At 58.6% G+C, this 16,980-nt stretch carries 11 protein-coding genes and 2 pseudogenes; 10 read left to right on the top strand and 3 right to left on the bottom strand.

From position 1 onward, the window contains the following. The first annotated feature begins 24 nt into the window (after window positions 1-24). From QN219_RS16880 to QN219_RS16860, 5 genes are all read left to right on the top strand, one after another. Entirely contained in the window at window positions 25-609 is a 585-nt protein-coding gene (locus QN219_RS16880) for an XRE family transcriptional regulator (RefSeq protein WP_284000902.1), read from the top strand. Window positions 610-1,003: 394 nt separating this feature from the next. Continuing rightward, complete coding sequence (locus tag QN219_RS34175) at window positions 1,004-1,333, top strand: hypothetical protein (RefSeq protein ID WP_405052159.1); 330 nt, start codon at window positions 1,004-1,006, stop codon at window positions 1,331-1,333. Window positions 1,334-1,896: 563 nt separating this feature from the next. Beyond that, window positions 1,897-3,120: an extracellular solute-binding protein gene (locus QN219_RS16870; RefSeq protein ID WP_284000901.1), complete on the top strand. Its 1,224-nt coding sequence runs from the start codon at window positions 1,897-1,899 to the stop codon at window positions 3,118-3,120. Window positions 3,121-3,189: 69 nt separating this feature from the next. Continuing rightward, window positions 3,190-4,278, top strand: coding sequence for a sugar ABC transporter permease (locus QN219_RS16865; RefSeq protein ID WP_284000900.1), 1,089 nt, complete (start codon window positions 3,190-3,192; stop codon window positions 4,276-4,278). Next, window positions 4,275-5,675: a carbohydrate ABC transporter permease gene (locus tag QN219_RS16860; RefSeq protein ID WP_284000898.1), complete on the top strand. Its 1,401-nt coding sequence runs from the start codon at window positions 4,275-4,277 to the stop codon at window positions 5,673-5,675. The genes QN219_RS16865 and QN219_RS16860 overlap by 4 nt, the downstream gene beginning before the upstream one ends. Window positions 5,676-6,530: 855 nt before the next feature. Here the strand turns inward: QN219_RS16860 and QN219_RS16855 are convergent. Both QN219_RS16855 and QN219_RS16850 read right to left on the bottom strand, forming a co-directional pair. After that, window positions 6,531-9,671 (bottom strand): multidrug efflux RND transporter permease subunit, encoded by a 3,141-nt coding sequence (locus QN219_RS16855; RefSeq protein WP_284000897.1) that lies wholly within the window; start codon window positions 9,669-9,671, stop codon window positions 6,531-6,533. Window positions 9,672-9,681: 10 nt separating this feature from the next. Continuing rightward, complete coding sequence (locus QN219_RS16850; protein WP_284000896.1) at window positions 9,682-10,722, bottom strand: efflux RND transporter periplasmic adaptor subunit; 1,041 nt, start codon at window positions 10,720-10,722, stop codon at window positions 9,682-9,684. 552 nt (window positions 10,723-11,274) lie between these two features. On the opposite strand from QN219_RS16850, the pseudogene QN219_RS16845 reads away from it, so the two are divergent. The 5 genes and pseudogenes from QN219_RS16845 to QN219_RS16825 form a co-directional block, all read left to right on the top strand. Then, window positions 11,275-11,391 (top strand): annotated as a pseudogene (locus QN219_RS16845) (GNAT family N-acetyltransferase); the annotation flags it as partial. 391 nt (window positions 11,392-11,782) lie between these two features. After that, window positions 11,783-13,117, top strand: a complete 1,335-nt coding sequence (locus tag QN219_RS16840; protein ID WP_405052158.1) for an epoxide hydrolase family protein — start codon at window positions 11,783-11,785, stop codon at window positions 13,115-13,117. A gap of 200 nt (window positions 13,118-13,317) precedes the next feature. Beyond that, window positions 13,318-13,950: pseudogene (locus tag QN219_RS16835) on the top strand (epoxide hydrolase); the annotation flags it as partial. 984 nt (window positions 13,951-14,934) lie between these two features. Further along, window positions 14,935-15,192 carry a hypothetical protein gene (locus QN219_RS16830; RefSeq protein WP_284000894.1) on the top strand — a complete coding sequence of 86 codons (258 nt, stop codon included), beginning with the start codon at window positions 14,935-14,937 and terminating at the stop codon, window positions 15,190-15,192. 80 nt (window positions 15,193-15,272) lie between these two features. Then, entirely contained in the window at window positions 15,273-15,545 is a 273-nt protein-coding gene (locus tag QN219_RS16825) for a DUF2798 domain-containing protein (RefSeq protein ID WP_309486596.1), read from the top strand. 108 nt (window positions 15,546-15,653) lie between these two features. Here the strand turns inward: QN219_RS16825 and QN219_RS16820 are convergent. Beyond that, window positions 15,654-16,980: tetratricopeptide repeat protein (locus tag QN219_RS16820; RefSeq protein WP_405052157.1), on the bottom strand; the 1,327-nt coding region annotated here is incomplete at its 5' end.

Here is a 16,980-nt window from a genome sequence, read left to right as displayed (position 1 = left end):
GCGAAACGAAAAGGAGTTTGCGACGTGCTCTCCGACACGCTGTCTAATGAGCTCCAGCGCTACGCGATCGGCCCTCGTATCAAGGCGCTGCGTCTGAGAAAGAAGCTGGGGCTGGTGCAGTTGGCGGGGCATACAGGGCTCTCGCCTGCGATGCTCTCGAAGATCGAGCGCGGGCAGATGTTTCCAACGCTGCCCACGCTGCTTCGGATCGCCATGGTTTTCGGCGTCGGCCTCGATCACTTCTTCAATGCCGACAAGAAGGAGCCGCTCATCGCGGTCGTGCGAAAGCAGCAGCGTCTCAAACTTCCAAGCCCGCCGGGCGAAAAGCATCCGGCGTTTCTATTCGAAAGCCTGGACTATCCCGCTTCTGACCGCCGCATGGAGGCGTTCTACGCCGAGTTCCCGGTCGATTCGCCGCCCTCAGAGCCGCATCAGCATGGCAGCGCTGAGTTCATCTACGTGCTCAGCGGTCGGCTTATAGTCAATGTGGATGGCAAGGAGGCCGCCCTGGATGCGGGGGACGCCATATATTTCGACTCTAGCGTTCCGCATAGTTACCGCCGTGAAGGCAAGGAAACTTCAACCGCTATTGTTGTGACTTCTTCATAGGCCGCCGCCTGAAGAAACTCATCCTTATGCATTGCCAGCGTTGGTGGAGGAAGTCGGCTTTCAGGTGGGGAGCCGCGGTTAGTCAACGGCCGAGATGAAGGCGCAGTGCTGCCGTTCACAGACTTAAGCGTGGACGTCGCCTCAGGGTCGAAGGGAGCCGTTCTTCACGAGCCCTGTGCACGGCTTGTTGCGAGGATGTTCACGTTCTGAGCCAGAAAGATGGTGTAACGGGCGGCCCGCCAGGTTTGAAGGGCCGGTGGTCGTCCCTCACAATGGTGGTTTGCGGAGGAGTGGCCTGCTCCATAGCAGCGCGCAGAGACGACCATGCACGGGGCATTGCGCAGCTGATGCGGCTTGGCTGGTTCAGACCGGTCCACTGCAAACCAGGAGGTGCGTGCTGACCGACCGCAAGCTCATTCAGGGTAAGCTTCACGACATCGAGATGAGCATCCGGGGCATCCTGCGCGGCTTCGGCCTCAAGGTAGGGCCGACGACGCGGCGCACTTCCGCGGGGCGCATCCGCGTGCTGATTGCAGGCCATTCGACCTTGGAAGCGGTCGAAAGTTCCGATCTGAAGGGCTGGGCGTTGGCGGTCGCCAGACGTGCCGGTCCCAGAAAGCCGCGTGTCGCGCTGGCCCGCAAGCTGGCGGTGCTGTCGCATCGCATGCTCAGCGACAGAACCAACTTCATTGCTCATAAGGTGGCGCCAGCCCAGGCGGCTTGATCGGAGGAGACGACAAGACAGGCCTTCGGACGGGCACAGCCATCAGCCCTCCGGAGCAAGGTCCCTTCGCCGGGACGATGGACGGGTTAGGCCGCTATGCGATCAGCAGCACGAGGTGACTGCGCCTCTAAAGATTGGCCAACCGGTCCTCAGGCAGACCCCATAGAGCAGCGGCCCAGCTCCGACTGCGGACAGAAGCAAGCACTCGGCGAGGGATTAAGCTCACAAGGGATTGACGCAAAGCCCGTTACAGAAGATCGCATAATGTATCGGAACAGCGTCGTAAGTGTGCCGAATGCCCGGTGAAGTTGCGGCTCGCCCATGTTGACACGACCCCGCAGCGGGCAACCGTGTAGTCGATATCAGATAGGAGGGGGCCGAGCCGCAGGTGACCTGCCGAGTGGAGAAGGCAAGGATCCCTGAGTTCGCGAACACCGGCAGCGGCTACCAACGCCGCGGGGCGCCGCTCGACGTTTTCGCATACGAAGCTATCTACCTCTTCAGCAGCGGGACGCCTTTGTCCCGTCGTTGACGTTCTGCATCTGATCGGAGGAAAGACGGATATGCTGTCCCGTCCTGCGAGAGCGCTCGCCGCAGCGACCATGCTTCTTGGTTTGCCGGCGTTCGCTGACGAGACCGTGCGCATATCCGGTTGGGGCGGGTCCGAGGTCGCCATTGTCCACGGGTTATTGACGAACGTTTCTGCCGAAAAGCTCGCGAAAGAGGGCATCACGGTAAAGTACGAGCCCGTTGATGGCGACTTTTCGCAGTTCATTCTCAACGGTCTGTCGGCGGGTACGGCTCCGGACCTTTTTTATGTCGATGTCTTTTGGGCGCGCTCCGTATTCAGCGCCGGTCAAGCAGCACCGGTAACGCAGGACGCTTCTGGTTTTGCAGCCAATCTCCTCGAGGCCTTCACCTATGACGGGAAGCTTTACGCAATCCCGAAGGACTTCAACACGCTGGCGGTCCATTTCAACAAGGACATCTTCGATGATGCGGGGGTCGCCTATCCGAGCGACGACGACACCTGGACAACGCTGCAGGAGAAACTGGTAGCTGTGCACAAGGCTCTTCCGGAGGTCGATGGCCTCTGCATCGTGCCGGAATATGCCCGGTTCGGCGCCTTTGCCTTGTCGACAGGCTGGACCCCTTTCGATGGTCAGGGAAAAACCGTTCTCGACGAACGTTTTCGGCGGGCTTTCGATTTTTACACCGGTCTCGTGAAGTCTGGGGCTGCCGTCATGGCCGCCGACGCAGGTCAAAGCTGGGCCGGCGGTTGCTTGGCGTCCGAGCGGGCTGCCATAGCGATCGAGGGCGCCTGGATCATCAGCGCCCTGCGCGATAGTGCCCCAAACATGAATCTCGGCACCGCCCGGATGCCGAAAGACCCTGAAAGCGGCAAACGAGGCAATATCGTCTTTACCGTCGGTTGGACCGTCAACGCGGCCTCGAAGGTCAGCAAGGCTGCTGCAAAAGTCGCCGAGCTCCTGACCACCGAGGAGGCACAGCAATGGGTTTTGGAGCAGGGACTGGCCCTCCCGAGCCGAACCGCTCTGGCTGACAACCCCTGGCTGCGGGGCGGCCAGCCCGAACAGATGGCAAGCCGAGTGATTCTCGAAGGCCTGTCGGACGATCACGTCGCGCCATATTTCTTCGGAGACGTCGGAGGGAGTTGGATGCAGCCGATCAATGCCGCGCTCAATTCCGTCATCCTCGGGGAGGCGGATGCCGACACCGCTTTGGCATCGGCGCAAAGCGCCTTTGACCGGATGCTCGCCAAGTAGGGCTGACTTGCTCTGGAGCCCAACGGTTCGAGGACGCGTGAAGCGGGAGCATCCGCGGGAGGACCATGCATGTCGCGACGAAGTTCGGAAGAGAGGAGCGGCTGGCTCTTCGTATTGCCTTTCACAATCTCGATGACGCTGTTTTTTGTCTACGCGATCGTCCGAACAGCCTTCTACAGCTTCACCGATTACGACTTGTTCAAGGCTCCGAGCTTCGTCGGCCTCTCCAACTACACGGCACTGATCTCCGATGAACTTTTCCTCATCGCCCTGCGCAATACGATCGGCTTCTCGTTCATCGTCACAACGGTCCAGACGGTGCTTGCGCTTGCCCTGGCGGCTCTCGTGAACCATGCCGTCCGGGCGAGGGGACTCATTCGGACGGTGTTTTACCTGCCATCAATCATGTCCAGCGCGGCCATGACGCTTATCTTTCTATGGCTCTTTCAGAGAGATGGCTTGATGACCGCGAGCGTCAGCGCCGTCCTCGCCTATCGCCGGCACATCCTTTTCTTCTTCGCGGGCCTGGCTGCATTGCAGGGCGCACTTGTTCTCAACGCCCGGCGGAGCTACGAAGGCGTTTCTATCTTCGATCCCTTCTTTCTGCTCGTCGCCGCCGCCGGCGCGTTGGCGCTTGCCGTTGTCTGTGCCCTTGCGGGATTGCTGCCTGTTTTCGATAGCGATCTGCTTATTTCCTGGCTGAACACCCAGCGGCATTTTCTCTTCATGCCGGTCACATTGTGGTCCGTGGCGTTGATGAATGTCTTTACAACGGTCCCGACGCTGATGTTGTTGTTCCTGGCAGGGCTACAATCGATCCCGAGCGCCTTATACGACGCGGCCGAGATCGATGGAGCCAACGCTTTCCAGCGATTTCGCCACATAACCGTGCCGGCGCTGAGGCCGGTGACTTTTGCCGTCGTTACGATGGGCGTCATCGGTACCCTGCAGATGTTCGATCAGGTCGCGATTCTGGGGGATGCGGCGCCCTTCGCAAGTCGCGTGACGCTTGCCTACTACATTTACGAGAACGCCTTTCCGGCAGGCGCCTCTGCGCGGATCGGCATGGCAAGTGCTGCGGCGCTCGTCCTTGGCATTCTCACAATCGCTGTCGTCTACGTTCAAAAATCGGTCGGTGTGAAGGAAAGGGCCGAATGATGGCGAGGCTAACCGCTACCGAGGCCGTGCCGTCGCGCCGCCGCCTGCCGGCTAGCGCGCTTCGCCGCCGCCAGCTTGCGGCTAGCGCCTGGCTGTATCTGATCTTTCTTGCCGTGGCGACCATCCTGGCGGGGACATTCGTTCTTGCCTTCATGGCGAGCCTGAAGGTCGATCCACTGGAGAGACCCTTCCGCGTCTATTTCGATCAGGTCAATCCGGCCGCATGGATTGACGCCGCCCGTCTGGGGCAGGAGGGCGCGGGTGACGTATTGTGGGGAGGGCTTTCTCCTGGCGCCAAAGTCGACTTCAGCGTCACTTACGCAGCACCCACCGACACTACGATCATCGAACCGAAGGCCGAGATTCCTCGCCGCCGCCCGGGCTCGGGTATCGCCGCTGCGCTCACGCGGTATTATGCGGCCGATTACGCGTCAATTGCGCTGACAAGCTCGAGTTCGGCAACGATGCAGGTCCGTGACGAGGGGGGAATTTTGCAAGCGTGGCAGACGCGGACATTCGTCTATGAGATCACCTACCGCAGCGACCGTCAGAACGGACCCCGTATCGAACGCACGCCCCTCAACCTCACTGCTCCGACCTCTCAAACGCTTATAGACAGTCCGATTTCGCCATCGCGAGCCGAGCGCCGGGGACGTCTGCTGAGTTGGGACAACATCACACCAGGCGCTCTCGGGCTGATCTTCAACAACTACCGGCGGGTTATAAACGAGACGGCTGACCTGCAGACAGGGAAGAGCCTGTTCGGAAGCTGGCTGATCAATAGTCTTGCCATCGCCACAGGGCGCCTGCTCCTGACGCTTGTCGTCGCCAGCCTTGCGGGATATGCGCTTGCGCGGCTCAAGTTCAGGGGCAGCCGCCTACTGTTCGCCGCACTGATCTTCTCAATGACGATTCCGGCGCAAGTGACCTTCGTCTCGAACTATCTGATTTTCAGGGATCTGTCGCTTCTAAATACCCCCTGGAGCGTAATCGTGGTTTTCGTCGCCTCGGCCAATGTCCTGTTAATGAAGCAGTTTTTCGAGGGGTTCCCAAGAGAGATAGAGGAAGCTGCAATCGTCGACGGCGCCAACCACTTTCAGGTGTTTTGGAAGATCATCCTGCCAAACGCCAAGCCGGCTTTGTTGGTCAACGCGATTCTCGCCTTTCAAGGCGCTTGGAACGACTTCTTCTGGCCTCTTGTCCTTATCACCAGCCCACCCGAAGCGCTGACGGTCCAAGTCGGGCTTCTCAGCTTACGTCGTTCGTTCGGGGGTGCGCAGGGCGATTGGGGACTCGTTCTGGGAGGTGCGTTCCTCTCGGTCGTGCCGGTCCTTATCCTTTTCGTGCTCTTCCAGCGGCACATTGTCCCCACTCAGTTTACTAAGGACATCACATAGAACCCCCGGTGTGGTGGTGGCTTTCCGGAAGAGATCGTCCACGCCGGACAGTCTGACACAGCGCAGAGTCAGACGGCGGCAAGCATAGGCCGGAAATACCGTCTGAAAGGTTTGAGAAGCCGTTGGGAGCTTTACGCCTTGTGAGAAGCGTTAGATGGCTGGACCCGGACGCTACGAAGGTGCCAAGAGGCCGCTCAGGCCAAAACAGTGAAAGTCTTATTTGCGAGATCGCGACGTTCGCAATTTGTGGCGAGATGGCCTGCAAAACTTGGGGTCTTGGGTTCGAGCCCGCTCAAGGCGAGGGGTTGAAATCGGCTTTTCGGCCCACACGCGTTCCCGCAACATCGTCTGCTCTTAACGTTGACTGCGGGAGCTGCCAGACGAGGTGCAACTCCGAGCAGGGGTGGCCTGTGCAACCTCGACAGATCCGCCTGCCTTTCCCTTCTGGTCCAGCGACTGTATCGCGGCGGTTGCCAGCCACACGCCCACAGCGTGAGACCCCATAATGAGAATTGGTTCGCTCATGGCTTTTTCTTCTTCGTCAGGGGTCGTCGGCACATTTCGCCCGGCCGCGTCTCTGTGCGGAGACAGATCTGGCGATGATCACAATCGGATTTCAAAACAAAGATTAAGGTAGTCGTAGTTAACGTGCAATGGTAATCGCAGGCGTTGCCGAAAACGCTGTGTCAACGGAACAGAAACAAAGGGGTCAATTCATAGAGCCTATGAGCGTAGTCGAGTACGCCGGCGCACACTGGCTGGTGTCAGCCGAAATTCGGCGGGAGGACAGTCCAGCGAACAGGCCCCGCTGCGGTCTGCAACGGGGCCTGTCATGGAGTTGGTTCAGGTTTCTGGCTAGGCGTTCTCAGTTCCTTTTATGACCTTGGCTCGTCGCAAGATGATGAAGAACACGGGCGTGAGGAACAAACCGAACAGAGTGACCCCAAGCATACCCGCAAAGACAGTCACACCAGTGGCGAAACGCACTTCCGCGCCGGCCCCGTGACCGATCAGCAAAGGGACCGAGCCGGCGATAAACGCGACCGACGTCATAATGATGGGACGCAGACGCAGTCGGCAGGCTTCCAATGCCGCTTCGATTGTGGATTTGCCCTGGTGTTCAAGCTCACGGGCAAATTCGACGATCAAGATCGCGTTTTTGCACGCGAGACCCATGAGCACGACCAATCCGACTTGAACAAAGACGTTGTTGTCACCGCCCGTCAGCCATACTCCAAACAGGGCCGAGAACATGCAGACAGGAACGATCAGGATGACGGAAAGCGGCAACGTCCAGCTCTCGTAGAGAGACGCAAGGACCATGAAGACAAGCAGAGCCGCGATCGGGAAGACAATGGCTGCCGAGTTGCTCTGGTTGACCTGCTGATAGCTGAGGTCCGTCCATTCCATTTCAATCCCGGCAGGCAGGTTTTCCTTTGCGAGTTCTGTTATCTTTGCGATGACCTGCGAAGACGACAATATCCGCGGATCCGAGTCGCCGATCAGGTCGGCAGCCGGGGAGCCGTTGTACCTAACCACCGGATCAGGACCGAAGGTCGGAACAACGCTGATCATCGACGCGATCGGAACCATATCCCCCTTGCCGTTGCGGATTTTCAGATTGCCGATGCTTTCGGCGTGTTGCCTGAACGGTGTATCGGCCTGCGCCACGACGCGATAGACGCGACCGAAGCGGGTGAAGTCGTTGATGTAGGACGACCCCAAATAGGTCTGCAGCGTCTCGAACAGATCCGTGAGAGTAACGCCTTGGGCCTTTGCCTTTGCGCGATCGACCTTAACCTCCAGCTGCGGGATGTTCGCCTGGTACGAGGTAACGGGATAGGTCATGCCCGGTGTTTGGGCGATCACCGCTTGCATTGTGTTCACAGCTTGCTGGAGTGCGGCGTAGCCGAGGCCCCCTTTGTCCTTCAAGTACAGCGAATAGCCTGAGCCATTGCCAAGCCCCTGGATCGGAGGAGGCATGAGTGCGTAAGAGAAACCCTCCTTGATGGTGGACAGCTTGCTGTTGAGCTCGGCATTGATCTCCTGGGCCGATCTGTGGCGCTGATCGAACGGCTTGAGGATGATATACGATGCCGTGACGTTGGGCGTGTTCACCAGTTGCAGTGCATTCAGCCCGACGTAAGATGAGATCGAGGCGACGCCCTCTACGGACTTGGCAATCTCGTCCATTTTGTCGGCTACCTCGGTGGTGCGAGAGAGAGACGCGCCTTCTGGCAGTTTGGCTCCGGAAAACAAATAGAGCTTGTCCTGGGTCGGAATGAAGCCACCGGGAACGATCTGAAAGAATGCCGCCGTAGCACCCAGCAGGACCAGGTAAACCAGCATTACTGGTCCCCGGCGCCGGAACGACCTTTTGACGGCGCTTTCGTAACCCGCAGCCGATTTATCGAAAAAGCGGTTGAAGCGACTGAAGAAGGGACCGAAAATCCTGTCTATAAGCTTAGACAGCTGATCTTTCGGTGCATGGTGGTCGCGCAGGAGCTTGGCTGCCAGCGCAGGCGAAAGCGTGAGCGAGTTGAACGCGGAGATTACGGTCGAAATCGCGATCGTTACCGCAAACTGCTTGTAGAACTGTCCCGTCACGCCGGACAGGAACGTCATCGGGATGAACGCCGCACAGAGAACGAGACCGATGGCGATGATTGGCCCGGAAACCTCCTTCATCGCGGCATACGCCGCGTCACGAGGCGATAAACCTCGGGCGATGAAGCGTTCGACATTCTCGACGACCACGATGGCATCGTCGACGACAATGCCGATGGCCAGGACCAAGCCGAAGAGGGTCAGAGTGTTGATCGAGAACCCCAGCAGGTAGAGGAAGGCGAACGTCCCGACGATCGAGACGGGGACCGCTACCAGCGGGATGACCGACGCCCGCCAGGTCTGCAGGAAGAGGATGACGACGAGAACAACCAGTACGACCGCCTCGAGCAGAGTTTGTTGCACCGCGCTGATCGAATCCTGGACGAAGACCGTCGGGTCCCAGGTGGCTCGGTAAATGATGCCCTTCGGGAAGGTCTTGGAGATCTCGTCCAGTTTCTCGTAAACGGCACTCGCGACGCCGAGCGCGTTTGCACCTGGCGAAAGGAAAATACCGACCATGGCGGCGTTCTGGTTGTCATCCTTGACGCGCATCGTGTAGTCGCCCGAACCGAGTTCGATCCGAGCCACGTCAGACAGATGAACGATCTGACCGGCTTCGCCGCTTTTGAGCACGATGTTGCCAAATTCTTGCTCGGTTCGCAGCCGTCCGGCAACGTTGATCGACAGGAGGAAGTCTGTCGTCGTCGGTGACGGTTCAGCGCCCAGCTGACCCGCTGACACCTGAACGTTTTGTTCGCGAATGGATTTGAGCACATCGCCTGCGGTGAGACCGACGGCTGCGAGCTTGTTTGGATCCAGCCAGACGCGCATCGCGTAGTCGCCGGCACCATACGCCACCACATCCCCGATGCCGGTGATGCGCGATAATTCGTCTTTGACATTAAGGCGGATGTAATTGCGCAGGTACAGTGAATCGTACGAATTGTCGGGGGAGGTGATGCTGACGTACATCAGCGGCGTCGGCGATTGTTTTTGGGTCGTGACGCCGATCTGGCGAACGGCGTCCGGCAACCGGCTCAGGGCTTGGCTGACGCGGTTTTGAACCCGGACGGCGGCAGTGTCCGGATCAATGCCCGGCCAGAACGTGACGGCGATCTGCAGCGAGCCATCGGACCCGGCCACAGACTTCATGTACATGATGCCTTCGACGCCGTTGATGGCCTCTTCGAGGGGCGTAGCGACAGTTTCGGCTGTCTCTTTCGGATTTGCGCCGGGAAAGCTCGCCCGCACAACGACGCTGGGCGGGACGACCTCGGGATACTCGCCGACCGGAAGAAATGGGATGGACACGGAACCGACGAGGAAAATCAACACGGACAGGACGACGGCAAGGATCGGCCTGTCGATGAAATAGCGTGAAAAGTTCATCGTCTCCTCCCTAGTTGATCGCAGCAGTTATCGGGACTTCGGAAGGCGAAACGGGCGTTCCCGACGCGTAAATCTTCTGAAATCCGGAAATGATCACCTTGTCGCCGGCGTTGAGGCCGGCATCGACGACGCGGAGGCCTTCAACCAGTCGACCGATGGTTATGTCCTTGCGAATGGCGGTGTTGTTCGATCCGAGGACGTAAACGAAGCGCCGGTCCTGATCTGTCAGGATCGCCTTGTCGTCAACCAGCAGGGCATTGCTTTCGCTCTCTCGGGCCACCTGGACGCGAGCATACAGTCCAGGCGTAAAGACCTTGTCCTCGTTGTCGAGAAGGGCGCGCAGCCGGATACTGCCTGTTGCAGCATCAACCTCGTTGTTGAGAAAGCTGATCTTGGCCGCGTAAGGGAAGCTGTCTTCGTTTGCCAGCCCCACCTTGACGAGGAGATCCGAGATGGAGGAGCCGGTGCTTCGTGCTTGCGCGGCATAGCGGAGGAAGCTGTGCTCATCGGGATCGAAATCGACATAGACGGTGTCCTGCGAGACGACGGTGGTCAGCGAGGATTGATCGGCCACCGCCAGGTTGCCTGCGGTCAGTTTCGCCTGGCCGACCTTGCCGTCGATCGGAGCCCGCACTTCCGTGAAGGCGAGATTGAGTTTGGCAAGATCCAGTGCGGCTCCGGCTTCCAGAACATCTGCCTGGGCCTGCTCGTAAGACCTGCTTCGATCGTTTGCTTCCTCTTGCGAAATGTACTGGCTTTTGCGCAGAGAAACGCCGCGCTCCTTCCGCTCTTCCGCCGTGGAAACGGCCGCTTGCGCCCGCGCAAGACGCGCAGTGGCGCTCGCAAGTGCGGCGCGGTAGGGACGTTGATCAATGGAAAACAGTAGATCGCCGCGGCGGACTTCGTCGCCCTCGCGATAGTTCACCTTGTCGATGTAACCGGTCACACGCGGCCGAATTTCCACGGTTTCCACCGCGGTGATACGGCCATTGAATTCGTCCCAAGCAAGGACGCGTTTTTCGACTACTGGAGCGACGTCGACCGCGGTCAACGGCGGGCTTCCTGGTTCTGATTTAGCCTCGGTGCACGCCGAAAGAGCAGTCCCGGAAGCTAGCAGAGCCAGGGCAAAAATGGCCCGCTTCGGCTGTAACATGGTCCCAAGCAGGCCTGGGTCCGGTCGGATCTGAAACGTAGCAGAAGATCGCGTAGGTTCGACACAATACGAACGGACCTGGCGACAGTGCTGAGCGATATAAAGGGCCTTTGGGAGGTTCATCGATATCTCCGGTGAAATGCTGGTGCCTCTGTCGCTGGACATCGTCCAGTGGAATTTCGGTCGAGTACCGCACAGGACGCGCGACCGTCAGCGTTTGCCGATAAACTACGACTAGATTAGTCTTAGTAGGTGCGCAATGGATGCGGCCGGGAACTGACTGTCAACGGCTTGTTGACAGGTGGACCGTTGCATCGCGGACTAGGTCGCGTTACGGCGACCGAGCGTGTCGTAGTTAAGAAACGTTGGTATTCGGCCGAATGGGTGGCCGAGCGAACGCGATCCAACAGCAATAACAGCGGATCGCACGCCCCTGACGTAGGCGCGTCGCAAGTAGCGACTGAGGCCCTGTTTGCAGACTACGTCTTCGGACTGGAATACCGCCGGTTCGAGTGGAAATGCAGCGATCTAAATCTGCCTTCGAAACGTGCGGCTGAGCGCTTCGGATGCAGGGACTGCTTCGTCGGCACATGGTTATGTATCCCACGCTCCCGACTACAGCGGGAGCTGCAGCACCTGCGAGAGTTTCAAGCAGATCGGTATTCGCGCGGGTTTTCTAAGTCGCCGTGCTAAGACAACCGTTTACAAGCTACCAGCGTTCCGCGCGTTTGGGTGGGGAAAATTCGTTTGTAGCTGACGCCTTCTCCAAGAGGCTCGCAGCGTAAAATGCGGCCGCCGCGACGAACGCCGGCACATTTCCTGCCGGCGATTTTGTAAATCACTGTATCCGATAAGCGTCCGAGTAGCAGTTTTTTACATTTCGGATCTTCAAACGAAATACGCCGTACACTTACGAAGCGCCAACTCCTTTCGGCAGTCCGAACCACTAATGCGTCACATGTCGAAAGGAAACGAAGTGAATAAAACAGCCACGCAATATCGCAATACCGTGTTTGGAGTGACCGCTACTCGCGGCGCACTGTTCGCAGTTGCGGCCATAGTGAGCACGGTTGGTCTTCAGCCCTCGCAAGTCATGGCGGCATCTGATGAGATCCGCCAGTTTACAGTCAATATTCCTGACGAACAGCTGGCGGAAATGCGTCAGCGCATCGCGGAAACGCGATGGCCCGAAAAAGAGACGGTACAGGATTCCTCTCAAGGCGTTCCGCTCGCGGCGATGCGTAAACTCGCGGATTATTGGGCGAAGGATTATGACTGGCGAAAGGGCGAGGCGAAACTAAACGCGTATCCGCAGTTCGTTACCGAGATCGACGGGCTGGACATCCATTTCATCCACGTGCGTTCGAAACACAAGAACGCTCTGCCGCTCGTCATCAACCACGGATGGCCCGGCTCCGTTTTCGAACAGCTGAAGATCATCGACCCGTTGGTCAACCCGACTGCGTACGGCGGTAAAGCCTCCGATGCATTCGACGTCGTAATCCCCTCGATGCCTGGATACGGTTTCTCCGACAAGCCGGCGAGCACTGGCTGGGGACCCGAGCGGATGGCCCGCGCCTGGCATGAACTTATGCAGCGGCTCGGCTACAAGCGTTACGTCGCCCAGGGCGGCGACTGGGGCGCCTTCGTGGTCGATCAGATGGGTCTCCAAAAGCCGAAGGGGTTGCTCGCCGTGCACACCAACATGCCGGCGACCGTTCCCGCTGATGTCGACAAGGCACTTCTTGCCGGCGCGCCGGCGCCCTCGAGCCTGTCAAGCGAAGAGAACCGCGCCTACCAGCAGTTGGTCCGAACTTTCAAGCAAGTTGACTATGCAAGATTGATGGCGACGCGCCCGCAGACGCTCTACGGCATTGCGGATTCGCCGGTCGGGCTCGCTGCCTGGCTCCTCGACCATAATGACGCAGACGGCCAGCCGGCCGCCGCCGTCGCTACCGCACTCACGCGGAAGGCGAGTTCCAAGGGGGAACTGACCCGTGATGAGATCCTCGACAACATCAGTCTATACTGGCTCACGAACACGGGCGTTTCGGCGTCGCGCCTCTATTGGGAATACAAAGGTGGTTTCTTCAACACCAAGGGCGTGATGATCCCGGTTGCCGTCAGCGTCTTCCCCGGCGAGCAGTATGAAGCACCGCGCAGTTGGACGGAGAAGGCATATCCGAACCTGATCCACTACAACAAGGTGGAAAAAGGCGGCCACTTCGCCGCATGGGAGCAGCCCATGCTCTTCGCCAAGGAGCTCCGCGACGGGTTCAAATCGGTTCGCTGATGAGTCCTGCGCAATTCCGGGCTTCCTCTCGCCGGAATTGCGCTCGGAGGACGCGGACGAGCCCTTGGCGTCCGCGTCCTTGCTTTTTCACGGCAGCCATGTGGACGCGTTCCATTGTGGCTCCCTATCGGAGTTAAAACATGTTTGGACGTTCTCGCTCATCGACAAACGGCGCTACATTGCGGCCACCGCATTAGCCGGGCTCCGCCGTCACGGAGCAGATGGCGTTGCAGCAGCCCGCCGGATTGCTCGGCATCCACAGCAATATGCCGGCGACCGTTCCGGCCGAGATCCAGAGGAGCCTCGACGCCGGTGGCCCAGCGCCATCCAATCTTTCCGCCGACGAGCGTCGCGCCTATGACCAGCTCGACTTCTTCTACAAGAACGGGCTTTCCTATGCCCAGGATGAGTAAGCGTCCGCAGACGCTCTATGGCATCGAGGACTCGCCGATTGGGCTTGCCAGCTGGATGCTGGACCATGACGCCCGCAGCTACGAACTGATCGCCCGCGTCTTCGATGGTCAGTCGGAGGGCTTGAGCCGTGATGACGTGCTCGATGACATCACGCTCTACTGCGTGACCAATACCGCCGTGTCATCGGCGCGGCTCGATTGCGAAAACAAGCTTGCTTTCTTCCAGCCGAACGGCGTGCAGATCCCGGTGGCCGTCAGTATCTTCCCGGACGAGCTCAGGCACCGAAGTCCTGGGCGGAAAAGGCGTTCCGGAAGCTCATCCATTATAATCGCCTCCCCAACGGCGGGCACTTTGCAGCCTGGGAACAACCGGAATTCTTCACCGAAGAACTGAGGACCGCGTTCAGGTCTCTGCGTTAGTCGGTCCCAGGGTAGGGGGCAACCGGGAGGTCGCCTCTACCCTCCCTCTCTCCCTTTGTTCGGCCTGATGCCTCCACCGCAATTGGACCTACAACCGGCGAATGTTCATCGCTCCTCGACCTGCCCGCGGAGCGTACTCGCCCCCCGGCGGCAGCCGAATAGAGGCCGTTCAGAACGTGCCATCGCGGCGGCAGAGGTCTCAGTGATCCGAGCCTTCGCACCGGGTCGATCGATGCGTGTCAATGCGCGGCGGCTGCAAGGACACATCTTCTTGTGAAGCCCCCCCGACACTATTTGCGTCGGCACTCGATGATCGCAGCAGAACGCGTCAGCCATCGGGGGGCCTTCCACAGGCAATGAACTCCCTCCGATGGTCCGAAACGGCTGAACCAATACGACAAGGCCCGGACGGGCTATGGGCACCGTCACTTTGCGTGTTGGCGATAGCAACATCAACAAACCTCGATGAAAGCCGCGATAGCGTCCGCCAACAAAGACCCAGCGCCTCTTCGTTTATGGGGCGCGGGGTGCTGGGGCGTTCTGCCTTCGACGAGCCATCTCACGCTATTGGCGGCTACACAGAACGCGTGCTCGCCAACTGAATCTTGGGATGTGGTCCAAGCTTTTCGGGGGGATGCGGACCGTCGAGCATGCCGCCTCGTGTTCTTCGTCGCACGCCTAAACATTTTGTATGTCCATGTAGAATTCGCGCCCATCTGAGTGAATTTTTTGTTCCAGAACCCTGAAATTAATCACTTGTAATTGTTGTAGATTCTTGGGTGCGACATCTACTGCGGTGTTGCAACTCATCAACCACTCACCAGGCCACGTTGTTACAGTTCACCGTCCATTCGGGCACACCCAAGATACGAACGCAGGGGACTATATCGCCCATGACCCGATCGGTCATGGTGAATAAATCCGAGCGTTCTATCCCGAGATCGGAAACCGCTCGGACCGATCCAACAAAGGAAAGTATCAACGATGAAGACGCTTATGAAATCTGCAATCGCCATGGCGATTATTACTGCTACCGCCGGCGCATCGTTCGCTCGCGCGCCGGACCGTGGCGAGTACTACCAAGGTACGCAACGGCAGGCAACGATCCGGACGACCAAACAGGGTTCGTTAATTGATCGCTTTGCCACGGGCAGCATCAGCAGCGACCAAGACGGCGGTAAGGCTCACCGTTTCATCAAGGGCGGGGAGGGCGAGTACTACCGGGGTATTCAGCGCAACTGACTAACGTGGCGACAGAAGCGGCCAGGCGCGCAAGCGTAGGCCGTTTCCTCGCTCTTTAAGTTGGCAGGTGAGGAGTCAACATGCCGGATGGTTCCGTTCCGCGGTCGGAGACACAGCGCAGCCGAAAGATGCCGGCCAAATCGGTCCCGGTTGTGTTCGCGTTTTTCATGTCAGCGATAATGGCGCTGCTGATGTCCAGCGTGACTGTCGCGGCGAATACGGGTTTTGATGACGGATATCCGCTTAGAGTGATCACGTCGTATGCTCTCGCGATGCCCGTTGCCTTCGTCTGCGTGCTGATCGTTCGACCGCTTGTAACGCGCCTCGTTTTCTCACTCTGCGAGTTCCAATAGTAGGGGTGTGCGCACGCGAGAGCTTGTCCACAAATCCCGAAGCTGGGGATCGACTTCTTCGTTAGATCTGCCGTCTGCTTCCAGCGCAGTTAGGCTACATGAGCGTCGTCAGTCCAAAGGCGAAAACGTGAATGCCTGATCCCCTTGATACCAAACAAATTCGTTTTCGCTGGCCGGAAGTCCTCCGGGGTTCCTGAGGACCACGCCGCACAAAGCGGCCTCCTTCTGGGAAAAGCAAACCTCGTTTTTGTCGATGCGGACCTCAACGTCAGTGAGGTTGCCGGTCCCAAAAGAAGTCCAACCTCCTGATAACGTAGCCCTTCCACCGGGCGAGATGATCATTTCGTGCGCCTCTCCGGATCCTAACACCCGTCCACGCAGCCTATGCCCGAGCAACCGCGAACGTATCTCGTCGGGCCCGAGTTCTTTCCCACTATCGATCCCGGTCGGATTTTCAGGTACTCCCGCCAAACGTAGTCCGCGGTGAAGCCGTTCTCTATCGGGTGGAAGAGCGAAATCCAGTGAGGGGCAGGTCGAGATCGTAGCGGCGATTCCGCCGTGCTCAACGCTCAGCTTGTTGAACCTGGTGATGGCTGCCGCAGCGTTCCGTTTGAGACCAAGGTGTCCATAGGCGGCCGCCAGAAGGAGAAGCGAACTGTCATCCTCGGGGTTGAGTTCGGTGCTGGTTCGGGCTGCCGTCGCCGCCGCCTGGAAATTCTCCATGCTGAACTCCGTCAGGCCGAGGACATACATGAAAAATGAAGGAGGTTTAGGGTCCAGTCTCATTGCGGTGCGGATGTGAGGGATGGCTTCTTCGGGACGCCCTGACGAAGTAAGCACAAAGGCCATAAGGGCATAACTCCACGAGTCTCCAGGCTCAAGGGCGATAGCTTCTTTTAGTTCAGCAAGTGCTGCGGGGTGCTGCCAGTCGGCTTCAGAGAGAAGACTCGCAGCCTGATGTCCCAGTGCCGTTTTGCTTTTCCGTGCTGATTCAAGGTACTCGACCGCTTTGGCTTTCGCCTCGGATCGGGATATTCGCAATTGTGAATGCCAACGCCACAGATATATACGGGCATACACCATGGCCGCCGCGGCATAGGCACGTCCGTATTCAGGGTCGAGCTCAATAGCCCGTTCGAAGAAAGGTATCGCCTTGACCAGGTCTTCGGGCGTGCTGCGACGGTGGTGTTCCCAACCGCGCAGGAAAACATCAAAGGCGGCCGAAACCGCTGTTTGATAACCTGGCTCTTTTGTTTCATTGCTTGACGTCAATCGGATTGCCAATGCATCAGCAATGCCACTCGTCACTTTATCCTGCAGCGCGAAAACATCGGATGTAACCGGCCGATTGCTACCGCGGAGATTTTGCTTTGATGCGGGCGATGAGTTCTTCGTCGTCGACAAAGCTGTCGAGGAAGTCGTTCCACTCCTGAGT

It is taken from the genome of Sinorhizobium sp. 8-89, from assembly GCF_030124325.1.
GTDB lineage: Bacteria > Pseudomonadota > Alphaproteobacteria > Rhizobiales > Rhizobiaceae > Sinorhizobium.
The sequence above is the reverse complement of the archived record's forward strand: the minus strand, read 5'-3'. Positions and strand labels throughout refer to the sequence as shown.